The 14,269-nt window shown below is 41.0% G+C and carries 16 protein-coding genes; 6 read left to right on the top strand and 10 right to left on the bottom strand.

What is annotated here, in order from left to right; translation table 11 throughout:
- Positions 1 to 199: 199 nt before the first annotated feature.
- Positions 200 to 529 carry a hypothetical protein gene (locus FTU83_RS13730; RefSeq protein WP_078189873.1) on the bottom strand — a complete coding sequence of 110 codons (330 nt, stop codon included), beginning with the start codon at positions 527 to 529 and terminating at the stop codon, positions 200 to 202.
- 190 nt (positions 530 to 719) lie between these two features.
- Positions 720 to 1,457: a sulfite exporter TauE/SafE family protein gene (locus FTU83_RS13725; protein WP_180106884.1), complete on the bottom strand. Its 738-nt coding sequence runs from the start codon at positions 1,455 to 1,457 to the stop codon at positions 720 to 722.
- 223 nt (positions 1,458 to 1,680) lie between these two features.
- On the opposite strand from FTU83_RS13725, the gene FTU83_RS13720 reads away from it, so the two are divergent.
- Positions 1,681 to 2,163 (top strand): hypothetical protein, encoded by a 483-nt coding sequence (locus FTU83_RS13720; protein ID WP_180106886.1) that lies wholly within the window; start codon positions 1,681 to 1,683, stop codon positions 2,161 to 2,163.
- Positions 2,164 to 2,219: 56 nt separating this feature from the next.
- Here FTU83_RS13720 and rsmD read toward each other — a convergent pair whose 3' ends face one another.
- Entirely contained in the window at positions 2,220 to 2,771 is a 552-nt protein-coding gene (gene rsmD / locus FTU83_RS13715) for a 16S rRNA (guanine(966)-N(2))-methyltransferase RsmD (protein WP_168378319.1), read from the bottom strand.
- 3 nt (positions 2,772 to 2,774) lie between these two features.
- On the bottom strand, positions 2,775 to 4,817 hold the full coding sequence (gene mrdA, locus FTU83_RS13710) for a penicillin-binding protein 2 (RefSeq protein WP_180089049.1): 2,043 nt from the start codon (positions 4,815 to 4,817) through the stop codon (positions 2,775 to 2,777).
- A 234-nt stretch (positions 4,818 to 5,051) separates the two neighbouring features.
- Here mrdA and FTU83_RS13705 point away from each other — a divergent pair, with 234 nt between their 5' ends.
- From FTU83_RS13705 to FTU83_RS13690, 4 genes are all read left to right on the top strand, one after another.
- Positions 5,052 to 5,570 carry a hypothetical protein gene (locus FTU83_RS13705; RefSeq protein WP_078192958.1) on the top strand — a complete coding sequence of 173 codons (519 nt, stop codon included), beginning with the start codon at positions 5,052 to 5,054 and terminating at the stop codon, positions 5,568 to 5,570.
- 64 nt (positions 5,571 to 5,634) lie between these two features.
- Complete coding sequence (locus FTU83_RS13700; protein WP_218945825.1) at positions 5,635 to 6,951, top strand: hypothetical protein; 1,317 nt, start codon at positions 5,635 to 5,637, stop codon at positions 6,949 to 6,951.
- An 84-nt stretch (positions 6,952 to 7,035) separates the two neighbouring features.
- Positions 7,036 to 7,695, top strand: a complete 660-nt coding sequence (gene adk / locus FTU83_RS13695) for an adenylate kinase (protein WP_180003961.1) — start codon at positions 7,036 to 7,038, stop codon at positions 7,693 to 7,695.
- A gap of 86 nt (positions 7,696 to 7,781) precedes the next feature.
- Positions 7,782 to 7,979 (top strand): hypothetical protein, encoded by a 198-nt coding sequence (locus tag FTU83_RS13690; RefSeq protein WP_180003963.1) that lies wholly within the window; start codon positions 7,782 to 7,784, stop codon positions 7,977 to 7,979.
- A gap of 56 nt (positions 7,980 to 8,035) precedes the next feature.
- Here the strand turns inward: FTU83_RS13690 and nth are convergent, their stop codons facing one another.
- Together nth and FTU83_RS13680 are read right to left on the bottom strand one after the other, a co-directional pair.
- Positions 8,036 to 8,725 (bottom strand): endonuclease III, encoded by a 690-nt coding sequence (gene nth / locus FTU83_RS13685; RefSeq protein WP_180003965.1) that lies wholly within the window; start codon positions 8,723 to 8,725, stop codon positions 8,036 to 8,038.
- A gap of 2 nt (positions 8,726 to 8,727) precedes the next feature.
- Entirely contained in the window at positions 8,728 to 9,522 is a 795-nt protein-coding gene (locus tag FTU83_RS13680) for an RnfABCDGE type electron transport complex subunit B (protein WP_180003967.1), read from the bottom strand.
- 330 nt (positions 9,523 to 9,852) lie between these two features.
- On the opposite strand from FTU83_RS13680, the gene gdhA reads away from it, so the two are divergent.
- On the top strand, positions 9,853 to 11,199 hold the full coding sequence (gene gdhA / locus FTU83_RS13675) for an NADP-specific glutamate dehydrogenase (RefSeq protein WP_227591817.1): 1,347 nt from the start codon (positions 9,853 to 9,855) through the stop codon (positions 11,197 to 11,199).
- Between the two features lie 47 nt (positions 11,200 to 11,246).
- Here the strand turns inward: gdhA and FTU83_RS13670 are convergent, their stop codons facing one another.
- From FTU83_RS13670 to rlmH, 4 genes are all read right to left on the bottom strand, one after another.
- Entirely contained in the window at positions 11,247 to 11,552 is a 306-nt protein-coding gene (locus tag FTU83_RS13670; protein WP_257222630.1) for an META domain-containing protein, read from the bottom strand.
- 269 nt (positions 11,553 to 11,821) lie between these two features.
- Positions 11,822 to 12,598 (bottom strand): META and DUF4377 domain-containing protein, encoded by a 777-nt coding sequence (locus tag FTU83_RS13665; RefSeq protein ID WP_180040690.1) that lies wholly within the window; start codon positions 12,596 to 12,598, stop codon positions 11,822 to 11,824.
- Between the two features lie 168 nt (positions 12,599 to 12,766).
- The gene (locus FTU83_RS13660; RefSeq protein ID WP_078189859.1) at positions 12,767 to 13,543 is read right to left on the bottom strand and encodes a dioxygenase; all 777 of its coding nucleotides are present in this window, start codon (positions 13,541 to 13,543) and stop codon (positions 12,767 to 12,769) included.
- 137 nt (positions 13,544 to 13,680) lie between these two features.
- A complete protein-coding gene (rlmH, locus tag FTU83_RS13655) occupies positions 13,681 to 14,163 on the bottom strand; it encodes a 23S rRNA (pseudouridine(1915)-N(3))-methyltransferase RlmH (RefSeq protein ID WP_078189858.1) in 483 nt (160 codons plus the stop codon).
- Positions 14,164 to 14,269 lie beyond the last annotated feature (106 nt).

The raw sequence follows: 14,269 nt of genomic DNA, 5'->3' as shown, positions 1-14,269 counted from the left end.
CTCATGAAATACGGTATTCTGATGTGACAAAACCTGAATCCTGGTCGTTAAAGTGTTTGTTTGCACTCATATTTTAACTGTTAGGACTCAGGTTTTTTTATTTAAAGCAAACTATGGGACAGCAGTGCAGCATCGGCTGTCCTTTTTTATGTTTAGATTCTTCTATTTAGATTCTTCTGTTTAGATTTTTATATTGATTTTAATCATTAAAGTCGGGATGGATACCGCCCAGATTTTGACATGCCGCCTTATAAATTATGTATTGCTGATCAACTACATCAATGAGCGGGATACGAAATAATTTTTCGCCTTCTTTATAGCTGTCGATATATGACACGACCTTTTGTTTACTTGATGCCAGTTTTTCTTCATGAAAACTTGTAATCGAGCTATGAGTCATATGTGAACTTTCAATATTATTGCACTGAAAATGTGAGAGTAGTTTTTCAGCTTTTTTAATTTCGCTGGACGTGCCAAACATACAGCCGCTAAGCAGAGTTACACCTGCAAGCAGGATGAACTTTTTCATGGTTTTATTTTAAGCAAAATTATGAGGTGCAATATTCTATTAATTTTCGTCAGAAAAATTAATCACTTTTTTACCATTTGGCTAATTTTTATTTAAATGTGAACTGTGTCATTGTTACAAGATGTGAATGTCTAACTGAGAAGGCGATTTTCTAGAATCATCTAGATAAATATCTTTTGGTTTTGAGTCATCAGGTTGAGATACTCATCGTCACCAAGAAGCAGCCTGAAGAAAATAATAGCCCTAACACGATATGTTTAAATTGGCGTTCTGAAATGCGATAAAAAAGTTTGGCACCAAAAATCACTGGAAAAGCCATAATCACCAACAGCACGGCTAAATAGGGCAGATGTTCACGATGGATGATTCCTTGTAGCAGATAGCTGATGAGTGTAACGAGCTGAATGGCTAAATTGAAATGTCGCAAAATATAGCGTTGTTCTGCTTTGGGTGTATTTTTCAGCATGAGCCATGCAGAGGGTAATGCACCACAAAAGCCTCCAAGACCACCCAAGATTCCAGCAATATATCCAATACTAGAATCCGCCCATTTCCCTGATTTTTGGATGAATGAAAATTTAGGATTAAAAAATAAAATTGGGCACCAAAACATTAAAAAAGCGCCCAAAACCAATTTAAATGTATCTGGATTAATGCTGTCTAATAAATACGTACCGAGCGGTACACCTAAAATTCCTGCAATTAAATAGGGATAAATGATTTTTTTATTGATCGGAATGCTTTTACGTTCTGATGATAATGAAATGAAGTGGCTATAAACTGAAGCGCAGACCACCAAGGGTGCGGCTATTTGAGGGGGGAGTATCCAAACCCAAAATGACATTGCGATAAGGGCGAATGCAAACCCTGTTAATCCTTGTATGAATCCCGCAAAGATGGCACCAAGAATAAAAATCAGCCAAGTCATTAAATTACAGCTTTGAAATACGTGGCGCTATTGTAGTGAATTTTTCTATATAAATGTGGCTGACTGAGTAAATGTAGCAAAATTGGACATCAAATCATGAATAGAACATGAATATTTAAATACAGCAGATGTACACAGACTTCCAATTAAATTCATTTCGATAAGTGAAAATGCTCTTCATCAAAGAGGTGAAAATGCTCTTCATCAAAGAGGAGTGCTACACATGCTTAAACAAGTTGCTTTGCTATCTGTGGTTGCAGTTACATTTACAGGGTGTGTCGTGGCGCCATTTGATGATGGCCGATACCATTCGAATCAATATGGCTATGCAAATCAATATGGTTATTCAGGTCAATATGGTGGTTCATACGGACAGCGCTATGACTCAAGTCAGCGTTATGACCGTTCATATGGTCGAGTGAATAGCCCGCAACATCGACCAAACTCACCACGACCGAATTCGAATAGCCGTCCAGACGATACTCATAAACCGAATGTGCATAAACCGAATGTACAGAAACCTTCATCTCAGCATCCGTCAAATGTGCATCGTCCAAGCGCAAAGCCTCAGACGCCAGCTAAACCCAATACAAGTAAGCCCCAGCAGCAAAAACCACAGCAACAACGTCCTAAAGTAACGCCCGTGGATAAAGCTAAAACCACAGGTGGATTTAACAGCCAGCGTCCACTTCGACCACAGGTTTAATGATTTTCAAGTAATAAAAAAGGACGCATTAACGTCCTTTTTTGTGTGCATTTACATTAAGCCTTTTTATATAAGCCTGCACGTACCGTACCTGCTTTGGTTTGTTTGATTTGCTGCCAACTGCTCGGGAGCTTTAACTGAGCAAGATCACGATCAGCTTCGATATAAATTAAACCATTGTCTGCAATGCAGGGATCGACCAATTCAGCAAGTTCTTGCCATAAATCAAGACTATACGGTGGATCTAAGAAAATCAGATCAAATTGATCTTTCAAATTAGGAATGGCTTGTTGAGCCGTCATGTTTTTGAGTTGCACACGTTGTTTGCTCACCCTTAAGAGTTCTAAATTGTCCATGAGAAACTTCGCTTGGGTGCGATCAGGTTCAATTAAAACGGCTTCTGCTGCACCACGTGAGAGTGCTTCAAACGATAATGCCCCTGAACCTGTACAGAGGTCGAGGACTTTGGCATTTTGAACATCCCACATGAGCCAGTTAAATAATGTCTCGCGGACACGGTCAGGTGTAGGGCGTAAACCGTCAATACTGGCAAAAGGTAATTGACGACGCTTCCATTCACCACCAATGATTCTTAATTGATTTTTCATGAATTATTCCTCATCGGTTGCATGTGCTGCACTGGCAGCACGAGGTGTTGTATTTACACTATTCGGTTGTTGAGTGGCACTGTTGTTCTGCTGAGCTGTTGGGCTCGCATTTGGATCGGCTGATAAAATATTCGAGCCGCTTGGTAATTCACTTGGTTTTAGACCTGCAGTCATAAGACCACCGCTAATTTGATGGCTAGCAGGACGAATTGGATTCTTTTTACGTGTTAATAACCAGTAGTCAAACATCGGTTTCGCAATTTGAGCAGCAGAACCACCGTGACGACCATTTTCCCAAACGACGGCAATGGCAATTTCAGGTTTTTCCGCAGGGGCAAAACCAACAAATAAACCATGGTCAAGCTGACGCTCTGTCAATAAGGACTCGTTATAACGTTTACCTTGGGCAATACTTTTAACCTGTGCGGTCCCTGTTTTACCTGCTATTTGATACATTGGGGTACGAATACCACGACCGGTCCCTGTTTGAACCACATCAATCATGGCATCACGCATTTTGATCCAATCATCTGGCTTACCATTAAATTGAATGCGACCATTCGGGGCGTTATGGACTTTATGGACTTTAGCACCTTTACTTTCACGCAAAACGTGAGGTGTAACATGAGAGCCTTGATTTGCGGTAATGGCTGTCGCCATCGCCAGTTGTAATGGTGTTGCAGTAAATGCACCCTGACCAATACTGACAGAAATAGTTTCACCTTTGAGCCAGTTGGACTTCCGTGTGCGGAGCTTCCATTCAGGATTTGGATATAGCCCCGTACTTTCACTTGGTAAATCTACACCGGTTTTTTCACCGAAGCCAAACTGACGCATCCAAGTATTCATTTTTTCAATGCCCATACGATAGGACAAGACATAGAAATAGGTATCGCAGGAAATGACTTGAGCTTTGTGTAAATTAACTGAGCCATGACCAGTTTTTTTGTGGTCACGGAAACGATGGCTGTCACCCGGAAGCGTGAAATAGCCCGGATCTGAAATGGCAGTACTCCAGTCCACTAGACCATAATGAATACCACCTAGACCAAACATCGGTTTGATCGTTGAACCTGGAGGATAAGCCCCTTGCACAGCACGGTTATATAAAGGCTGATCAAGGCTATCACGTAGTTCAGAATAATCTTTACTGCTAATCCCGGTAACAAATAAGTTGGGGTTAAAACTTGGACTAGAAACGAGAGCAAGGATTTCCCCAGTACGTGGGTCAATCGCAACAATCGCACCACGTCGATCTGCAAGCTGCTCTGAAGCAACCATTTGCAGTCCATAATCTAGGGATAAATATAAGTCATTACCACGAATTGGATCTTTACGACCTAAATGGCGTAACACATTACCAAAGGCATCGGCTTCAACCGACTCATTCCCCGGCATACCGTGTAAAAGTTCTTCGTATGATTTTTCAACGCCAATTTTACCGATCAGGTTTGAGCCAGCGTATAAATCTTTATCAATCGTTTTTAGTTCTTTGTCATTAATACGACCTACGTAGCCAATCACATGGGCAAACAGTTCACCATGTGGATAGTAGCGAGTCATTTGGGTCTCTATATTGACACCCGGAAATTGATATTTCACCTCACTAAAACGGGCGATATCATTTTCATTTAAATTCAGTTTAATCGAAACACGTTCAGTCTTTTTAGAGGTTTTAATTCGACTTTTAAAGCGTTCGATATCTTCAGATGTAAGCTCTAATAAGGGTGTTAGGCGCTCAACAGTATCATCGATATCTTCAACATCCGCACGGCTCATGGTTGCTGAGAAAACCGGATAATTATCGGCTAATAACACGCCATTACGGTCATAGATATAACCACGAGAAGGTGCAAGTGGTTGCAGTCGAATTCGGTTTTGATCTGCAGCAGTTGAAAAGGTCTCATAACTCTTGATTTGCAAATATGCATAACGTGCCACAAGCAACAGCATAAAGAAGGAGACAATCCCTATCGAAATCACCACGCGATTACGATAAATCCGCTTTTCTTGCTGGACATTTTTTAAAGGATAATGCTGCTTCATACGCGTTCGACTTAAAGACTGAGAGCTAAAATAACGGAAGAGGCATATTCTAGCGCAACTGACATTTTTTTGATAAATAAAAAAGACTCTGCTGTGATTGCAGTCTATATTTTGACTTTGCAGACATGAAAAATATGGGGCTTTGTGTATAACAGTTCATATTATTCTGCTAAAGTCGAAACGTATAAAAAAGGAATATTCCAAAAAATAATACTAAGGAAGTTTGTGAAAACAATGAATAAATTATATCCATTGCTTGCATTTATGATGCTCGGAAGCATCGCACATGCCAATGACAATTCATTTTTACCTGAGGCAAAGTTAACAGGTAAGGGTTATCAACCATGGAATGTTGGAGCAGGTTTTACTCAAAAAATTATTCACGTGAATGGTGAGTGGGTAAACCCATATGGCATTGCCTATGCAAAAGCTGGTGTTTTCTTGAACGATGATAAAACACCTGGTGGGCAAGTCGGCTTTCGTTACCCCGTTCATTTCACTGGCAAAGATAAAAATGGTTATTATATCGGAGCTTATGCGGGCCACATCGACTCCAAGAAAGTAGATGGTGAAGATGAAGCGCGTTTAGGTGGTGGTATCGATCTTGCTTATGTGATGTTGAGTGCCGAGCGTATTAGTACGTTTAGTGTAGGCTTGGGTGCGGGTGAAAAATTAGAAGACAAATCAGGTAATGTGATTGTGGAAACCGAACCGAGACTACAAATCTCATATACTTTAAGTTTTGGTTTGTAGTGAAAATAATCAACTTTATTTTATAACCGCACTCACTGAATAAAATTAAATATGGAAGTTATGCATGCTTGAGTACGTTAACGAATTGTGGCAAACCTTTTTGCAACGTCCCGATTTTTGGGCTGTGCTGAGTATTATCCCCGTTACCGCATTCGTTACCTGGGCACACGTTTGGATGGCACTGAAAATGGTGTTTTACCCGATTACTTTCTGGGGATTCCATTTAGGTCCATTACCCGTAGGATGGCAGGGGATTGTGCCAAGAAAAGCTGGACGTATTTCTGGCATTATTACGGATAATACATTGTCTAAATTGGGTTCCTTACGTGAGTTTTTGGATGCAATGGATCCTGAGGACATGGCGCGCATCATTGGTGAACAAGTTGGCTTTGAACTTGAGCATTTGATTGATGAAGTCATGCTAGACCGAAATGCGGTGCTTTGGGAAAACCTACCGTATTCGATTAAACGTCGTATTTATGCCCAAGCACACAAACAGCTGCCAAATACCTTAAAAGAACTCGTGACCGAACTGACCATGAACGTAGAGTCACTTGTTGATATGCGTGAAATGGTGGTGAGCCAAATGGAAGCGGATCGTCTCTTGATGGTACGTATGTTCCTTAAAGTTGGCCAAAAAGAAATCAACTTTATTTGGCATATCAGTGCCTTGATTGGGATGTTCTTTGGTATCTTCCAAATGGTTGTTTGGTTTGTGGTGCCTTGGCATTGGACGGTTCCATTTTGGGCAGCAATCTGGGGCTTTTTGACCAACTGGATTGCCATCTGGATGGTATTTAATCCCATTGAGCCGCACCCCGTTAAGTATTTACAATTGTTTGAATTAACTAAAGATCGTAAATTCCCTTGGATTAAACCTGTGATTCCACGTATTGGAACGTACAATGTTCAAGGCGCGTTTATGAAACGCCAAGAAGAAGTTTCAGATGTATTCGCAAGTGTAGTCACAGAAGACCTAATTACGTTAAAATCTATCATGACCGAAATGATGTATGGCGGGAAGAGAGATAAGACCCGTCGCATTGTGAAACGTCATATTAATGAAATTATGGAATCTCCACTGGTTCGTACCTCATTACAGTTGTCTTTAGGTCCAAAAGAGTACGCAAAACTCAAGACAGACTTGATCGATCGCTCAATTGAAATTACGATGGTGCCTGTATGCGACCCTGCGTTTAATGCGAGCCGTGCACAGAAAATCTTTCAAATGTTTAGAGACCGTATTCGTGAGCTAACACCGAAAGAATTTCAAAATCTATTACGTCCTGCATTTCAGGAAGACGAATGGATTTTAATTGTCTTGGGTGGTGTAACCGGTTTTATCGCGGGTACAATACATTTGTTTGTGGCTTTCTTATAATTAGATGCTGGAAGATGATCTGAATCTTGGGTTTAGATCACTACATAGCGTCATATACAATGTTTAAAATGAGGATGTTTTTTTATGCGCATTATATTACTCGGACCACCTGGAGCAGGTAAAGGGACACAAGCTCAGTTGATCTGTAAGCGCTACGATATCCCACAAATTTCAACCGGTGATATGCTCCGTGCTGCGATTCGTGAAGGTACTGAATTAGGTCTACAAGCTAAAAGCGTCATGGATAATGGCGGCCTTGTATCTGATGAGCTTATTATTGGTCTTGTAAAAGAACGCATTGCTCAACCTGACTGTGTCAACGGCTGCATTTTCGACGGTTTCCCGCGTACGATTCCACAAGCTGAAGCGCTTGAAAACGAAGGTATCAGCATCGATCACGTAATTGAAATCGATGTACCTGACGAAGAAATCGTTCAACGTTTATCTGGTCGTCGTCAACACCCAGCATCTGGTCGTGTATATCACACCATTTACAACCCGCCAAAAGTGGAAGGTAAAGATGACGAAACTGGTGAAGACCTTGTTCAACGTCCGGATGACCAAGAAGCAACAATTCGTAAGCGTTTAGGTTCTTACCACGCTGAAACTGAGCAATTGGTTGGTTTTTACCAAGGTCGTGCAGCTTCTGGCGAAAACGCACCGACTTATGACAAATTAAATGGTCTTCGTCCAATCGATCAAGTTCAAACTGATTTGTTCGCGATTTTAGATCAGTCTAAATAATTCAGCTTTTTTGAATTTTTGACATTCAAAGAGTCCTACTGCATAGTGGGACTCTTTTTTTATGTGGCTTTTAGGGCGAATCTGTTATGAAATTTGCTTTGGTTATAATGGTCATCATCGCTGTAGCGGTGTTATTGGGCTTATTATTTGTCAGCTTTAAAATGTTGCGTAAGGTGCAAGTGGAAGAAGCAGAGCAAGCTAAACTGAGCCCGAAGCAATATCGCTTACATCCAAAGCTGCAGCAAGAGCTTGATAAAAAACAAAAAGAACAAGATAAAAATTAAGCATCAACTCGATCAATTGATTCTTACAAATTCCATCTACCCCGAAATTGAAGAGATTAATCTTCAATTTGGGTGGTTTTAATCGGTCTTAATGCGCCAAAGTCAAAACGGTCAGGCCAATTACATACATCAGACACGATACATTCATCACATTTGGGTTTGCGGGCAATGCAGCAATAGCGTCCATGTAAAATCAGCCAATGATGTGAATCAACAATAAACTCTTTGGGGATGACTTTGACGAGTCGGTGTTCGACTTCCAAAACATTTTTGCCGACAGCCAATCCTGTACGATTACCTAAACGAAAAATATGTGTATCAACGGCCATGGTCGGTTGTCCAAAAGCAGTATTCAGCACCACATTTGCAGTTTTACGACCGACACCAGGTAAGGCTTCCAAATCTGCACGATTATTCGGAACGATGCTGTTGTGCTTCTCAATGAGAATCTTGCAGGCTTTAATGACATTTTCCGCTTTTGAGTTATACAGGCCAATGGTCTTGATATATTCCTTCAGTCCGTCAACACCTAACGCATAAATAGCTTCAGGAGTATTTGCTACTGGAAAAAGTTTATCTGTGGCTTTGTTGACACTGACATCTGTGGCCTGAGCAGATAGGGTAACAGCCACTAAAAGTTCAAATGGACTACTATAATTGAGTTCAGTTTTCGGGTTGGGGCGTTGCTCACGTAAGCGTTCAAAAAAAGTTTGAATTTGCTTCTTAGTCATGTTTTTAACAGCCATGATTAAGCCCCTTGCAGTTGTGTTAATTGTTGCGTGAGGGTATGGAGTAACTCACGTTTTTTTGCATCGTCTCGAACACTCAGTTGTTTTTCTAATTTCTTAATTTGTGTACGAATTTTTGCAAGTTCAATGGTGGTTTTTGCATCGAGTTGAACGACTGGCGTAGCAGGTTTTTCCACGACTTCAATGACCGGTACTGAGTCTGTCTGGGTCGAAAATTGGGCAAAAAGTTCCGTATCAATTTCTGCGCGTACAATAGGGCCTTTACGATGAATTCGGCGCTTTTCCTCACGCTGAATATGTGCATAGTAGCGGCGACGTAAATCATTCTGTTCTGCGATTCGAACAGGTTCAGATGGCACTTGATCAAGCTCTTCGACAAGGTCGATACAATCCACTGGACACGGTGGGATGCAGAGTTCGCAGCCCGTACATAAATCCGTCAAGACCGTATGCATCAATTTGCCTGAGCCAATAATGGCATCAACAGGGCAGGCACTGATACATTTGGTACAACCAATGCATTCATCCTCACGAATCACGGCTTTGACCCGTTGCGGGCGCCCATCACTTTGGATGGGCCAAACACTGGCTTCTGCTGTTAAGTGTGGACGATTTAATAACGCTGCTAGTGAATCTGCCACAGGTTGACCACCGGGTATACATTTATTGGCTTCTTCTCCTTCACTGATGGCTTTGGCATAGGGTAAGCAGCCGTCTCGGTGTCCACAAAGTCCACATTGAGTTTGTGGCAATAGGGCATCAATTTGTTGGATGAGGGAAATTTCAGAAGTCATGGGTAGTCGCGAGTACAAATGAAGGCAGAGAAAAACCAAAGAGGACGTTGAATTCTAGCATGTTTCAGTATGAATTGCTGTGCGCAAAAATGGGTCTATAGATGCATCATAAATGAGCAAAATAATTCATTAAAATATTCCTAAAAGTAATAATATTTATAACTAAAATATCTGAGTAATCAATTTAAATCGCTGTTCTTTAAAGAATTTAAAGATTTTTTAAAAAAACTATTGCTGATTAGTTACAAAAGATATTTAATATTTTGCGCCAAAATATATCTTTGATCAAAATTGTGATCAATTTTGATCCATACATCTGCTGAGGATTAAGTGTTGAAATATAACAGCCTTAACGACTTCCTAGACTACGTTAAAACACGTGATGAACATCAACCTGAATTTCTTCAAGCTGTTGAAGAAGTGATGACGAGCCTTTGGCCATTCATCGAAAAGAACCCACAATATGCTGACTACGGTTTGCTAGAACGTCTTGTTGAGCCTGAGCGTGCAATTCAGTTCCGTGTTTCATGGGTAGATGACAAAGGTCAAACTCAAGTTAACCGTGCTTTCCGTGTTCAATACAACTCAGCAATTGGTCCATTCAAAGGTGGTATGCGTTTCCACCCATCAGTGAACCTTTCAATTCTTAAATTCTTAGGTTTTGAACAAACTTTCAAAAATGCTTTAACTACACTTCCTATGGGTGGTGGTAAAGGTGGTTCAGATTTTGACCCTAAAGGTAAATCTGAAGGCGAAATCATGCGTTTCTGCCAAGCATTAATGATCGAATTATACCGTCATCTTGGTTCTAACACTGACATCCCTGCGGGTGACATCGGTGTAGGTGGCCGTGAAGTTGGCTACATGGCTGGTATGATGAAAAAATTAAGCAATGACACAGCATGTGTGTTCACTGGTAAGGGTTTAACTTTCGGTGGTTCACTTGCGCGTCCTGAAGCAACTGGTTACGGTACTGTGTATTTCGCTGAGGAAATGCTAAAAACTCGTGGCGATAGCTTTAAAGATAAAGTTGTAACGATTTCGGGTTCTGGTAACGTTGCACAATACGCTGCTGAAAAAGCAATGTACTTAGGTGCGAAAGTGGTTTCACTTTCTGACTCAGCTGGTACTGTATACGTGAAAGACGGTTTCACAACTGAACTTCTTGCTGAAGTAATGGAATTGAAAAACGTTAAGCGTGGCCGTATTTCTGAATTTGCATCTAAGCACGGTTTTGAATATTTAGAAGGTCAACGCCCTTGGTCAATCAAATGTGATATCGCGCTGCCATGTGCAACTCAAAATGAATTAGATGAAGCTGATGCTGAAGCTCTTCTTGCTAATGGCGTAATCTGTGTTGCTGAAGGCGCAAACATGCCATCTACTTTGGCTGCAGTTGAGAAATTCGTTGAAGCGAAAATTCTTTATGCACCAGGTAAAGCATCTAATGCGGGTGGTGTTGCAACTTCTGGTCTTGAAATGTCTCAAAACGCAATTCGTTTGGGTTGGACTTTCGAAGAAGTTGACGAGCGTCTACACGCGATCATGAAAGAAATTCACCGCAACTGCGTGAAATACGGTACTGAAGAAGATGGTACTGTGAACTACGTAAACGGTGCGAACATTGCAGGTTTCGTAAAAGTTGCTGACGCAATGCTTGCTCAAGGCGTTTACTAAGTTCTCCGTAAGTTGAACTGAAAACCGAGGCTCAAGCCTCGGTTTTTTTATGGCTGAATGGTTTGGAAAATATAGAATTGTTGCTCAGTGTTCATGAGCCTAAGTTGTAATTTGCTATCGATAATGTTGAAGTGAAAATTTAAGGGTTGGCTGAGCAAACGTTTAATATGAAGCCCTAGCCGATGTAATTGTGGGCAGAACTTCAGAGTACTCCATACATCTCCTGTAAAACGCCAAGGATGCTTTTCAACATCATAATTGCGGCCAATGCGATTACAACCACTAAAAAATGTCATACGGCCATTGTTGAAAGTGAGAGTGTTTTGGGGGGCGCCATTTTTTACGAAAAACAACGTCTTTTGAGTTATTTGTTCTGCTTCAAAATCGCGTAAATCGGCAATTCGCTGTAAGCCTTTAAAAATATAGGTCTGTTGATTGCGATTCTTCAGGATGAATTCAGGCAGGGCATTTTGCTTTTGTAGTAGCTTTAAATTTACATCGCTAAAGCATTGGCTGAACAGTACATCGTGATTTGAAAACTTTGCACGGCTGATCAGCGTTTCCAGTTGTGAAGATATAAAAAAACCGAGGCGTTGATCTCGGTTTTTTTATAGGCTGTAACTTACAACGTACCTTTTACAGCTTCACGTTCGACTGACATATCAAAAATATAGGCATATTTTGATTGATCAGCTGCAGGGTTTTTACGTTCAAAACGTTTTACGCGAATAATTTGGCGTTCTGCAGGAGTGTGCTTAAAGCCTTCAATTTGATCGTAAAATAAAGTCCAGTCTTTATCAACTTGTGTTTTTAAGCCTTTTTCATCGTACTTCACTTCACGCACTTGCAAACAAGTTTGTGGAGCAACACCTGTACATTGTTTGGTTTCAGGGCTGACTTCAAGGAAAATTGTTTCGCCTTGTGAGTTGTACTGGGTTTCAGGTGTTAATTTTCCAGTGAAAACCAGTTTCTCACCTGTTGCAGAAATAATCGTTAACGTTGGATTTTGTGGATCTGTGGTATTTAAAACAAAAGGTGCTTTACGGTCACTAAAGAGTGAAGATGCAAGTCCTTCTTGTTTCATCGCATTATCAGGACATGCCATCATGGTAGATGCAATGTTGCCTGTTACAAGTGTATTGTGTTCCACTTTCCATTGGGTTGACATGCTATTACAGCTGGTTGAAATACCCAAAGTGCCATTTTCTAGAAAATTTAAAACCAAAGGTTTTGGTGCATTTTCAGTGGTGGTGCTCCATTGATATGAAGCTAAAGTTTTATCAGCATTTTGTTGTTGTAATACGCTCACGGCTAAATCTCCAGCTTTTTGGATATCGCTTGATTGACATGCTGCAAGGACTAAAGGGAAGAGGGCGATCGCTAAATATTTTAATTTCATTACGCTAACTGTTCTAAGTGAATTTCAGCCTGTAGCATAACCCATTCATTTTAAAAAAATATGAATACATTCAGCTCAAATAAGTAGCAAAATGTATCCATAAATAATAATTTGTTAACTTATTAATATAAATTATGAATAAGTCAAGCTATCAAGTTTATTTCACGTTTAATCAAAACGATAAATATCCATACCCAGCGAACCCATACTAAAGCTACTGTGAACAATAGAGAAGCGGGGGCCTGCACCCATCGCAAAGAAGATGGGTGCAAAATGTTCAATGGTCGGATGGTTGCGTTGTACAAACGGGATATTTTGCCAGTCGAGAACTGCATCAAAATCTTGATGAGTGAGCTTATTGACCACAAAATTACGGAATGTAGACGCCCACTCAGGCACGGCTGCTGCACGTCCATCCCAAGCCAATTCACGTAAGTTATGAGTAATACTGCCCGATCCAATCAACAGGATTTGCTTGTCACGTAAAGGTGCAAGCGTTTGTCCAATTTTATAGATCTCTTGCGCAGACATGGTCATCGGCAGTGATATTTCAATTACAGGAATGTCGGCATCAGGATACATATGCAATAACGGCATCCAAACGCCATGATCGCGCGGACGGGTGCTGTTGGCATGTGCAGATAATCCTGCATTGGCAAGCAAATGGAGAATTTCTTCTGCGAGCTCTGGGTTACCCGGTGCTGGATAACGAATATCATAAAGTTCCGCAGGGAAACCACGGAAGTCATGCCAAGTTTCAGGACGGGCACTTGTACTTACTTCTAGTGCGTTACTTTCCCAATGCGCGGACATGATAATAATGGCTTCTGGTTTTGGAAGATTCAGGCTTAAACGTTCCAACGCGGGACCGACTTGCTCAGGATTGATAGCAAGCATAGGTGAGCCATGGGAAATAAATAAACCTGGAAGTGTTTGTAAATTCATCGTGGTCGCCGCTGGTTGTTTAAAGGAATATGATGATCATGCACTATATTATTCAGCGTAACAATTCGGATAATTTCAACGGTTTGTTTCATTGTTGCAACGCTGTAACTGCTGTATACGCTGGATGTTAGTTCGGATTAACCCGCACGATGGTAAGGGTGATTATGGTTAATACTCATTGCACGGTATAGCTGTTCGATGAGCATGACACGAACCATTGGATGCGGCAAAGTTAGTTTAGACAAAGACCAATGCCATGCTGCAGCTTTACGTACCGCCTCAGAATGTCCATCTGGCCCACCAATGGCTAAAACCACATCATTGCCTTCAAGCATCCAACCTTTCATGGTTTCAGCCAGTTTTTCCGTACTGAACTCACGACCACCGACTTCTAAGGCGATCAGCACTTCATTCGATTTCATGGCATTTAAAATGCTGTCACCTTCAATTTGACGGTATTTTAAAATGTCGGCTTCTGAGTCGTTCTTGCCACGTTTAGCCATAGGCAGTTCAATGATCTGCGTTTGAACAAATGGCTGAATACGTTTGAAATAATCTTCAAAACCCGTCAGAACCCATGCTGGCATTTTTTGACCGATTGTCAGAATACGAATTTTCATACAGCGCCTGAAAGTATACAAAAGAGCATTATAACGGTTCGCTTGCGCTTTGTATGTTCAGACACAATTTGCAATTGAAATCGTGTTCTGCTTGCTGTTTAAATAC

It is taken from the genome of Acinetobacter sp. YH12152, assembly GCF_013418285.1.
GTDB lineage: Bacteria > Pseudomonadota > Gammaproteobacteria > Pseudomonadales > Moraxellaceae > Acinetobacter > Acinetobacter amyesii.
This window is presented reverse-complemented; position numbering and strand designations above follow the sequence as displayed.

Bases quoted from the DNA above. Each gene is read 5' to 3' on its own strand.
- FTU83_RS13705 (WP_078192958.1), top strand. From the start codon at position 5,052: ATGAATAAATTATATCCATTGCTTGCATTTATGATGCTCGGAAGCATC.
- mrdA (WP_180089049.1), bottom strand. From the start codon at position 4,817: ATGAAGCAGCATTATCCTTTAAAAAATGTCCAGCAAGAAAAGCGGATT.
- FTU83_RS13680 (WP_180003967.1), bottom strand. From the start codon at position 9,522: ATGACTTCTGAAATTTCCCTCATCCAACAAATTGATGCCCTATTGCCA.
- FTU83_RS13665 (WP_180040690.1), bottom strand. From the start codon at position 12,598: ATGAAATTAAAATATTTAGCGATCGCCCTCTTCCCTTTAGTCCTTGCA.
- rlmH (WP_078189858.1), bottom strand. From the start codon at position 14,163: ATGAAAATTCGTATTCTGACAATCGGTCAAAAAATGCCAGCATGGGTT.
- FTU83_RS13725 (WP_180106884.1), bottom strand. From the start codon at position 1,457: ATGACTTGGCTGATTTTTATTCTTGGTGCCATCTTTGCGGGATTCATA.
- FTU83_RS13730 (WP_078189873.1), bottom strand. From the start codon at position 529: ATGAAAAAGTTCATCCTGCTTGCAGGTGTAACTCTGCTTAGCGGCTGT.
- FTU83_RS13660 (WP_078189859.1), bottom strand. From the start codon at position 13,543: ATGAATTTACAAACACTTCCAGGTTTATTTATTTCCCATGGCTCACCT.
- rsmD (WP_168378319.1), bottom strand. From the start codon at position 2,771: ATGAAAAATCAATTAAGAATCATTGGTGGTGAATGGAAGCGTCGTCAA.
- FTU83_RS13700 (WP_218945825.1), top strand. From the start codon at position 5,635: ATGCTTGAGTACGTTAACGAATTGTGGCAAACCTTTTTGCAACGTCCC.
- adk (WP_180003961.1), top strand. From the start codon at position 7,036: ATGCGCATTATATTACTCGGACCACCTGGAGCAGGTAAAGGGACACAA.
- nth (WP_180003965.1), bottom strand. From the start codon at position 8,725: ATGGCTGTTAAAAACATGACTAAGAAGCAAATTCAAACTTTTTTTGAA.
- FTU83_RS13720 (WP_180106886.1), top strand. From the start codon at position 1,681: ATGCTTAAACAAGTTGCTTTGCTATCTGTGGTTGCAGTTACATTTACA.
- FTU83_RS13690 (WP_180003963.1), top strand. From the start codon at position 7,782: ATGAAATTTGCTTTGGTTATAATGGTCATCATCGCTGTAGCGGTGTTA.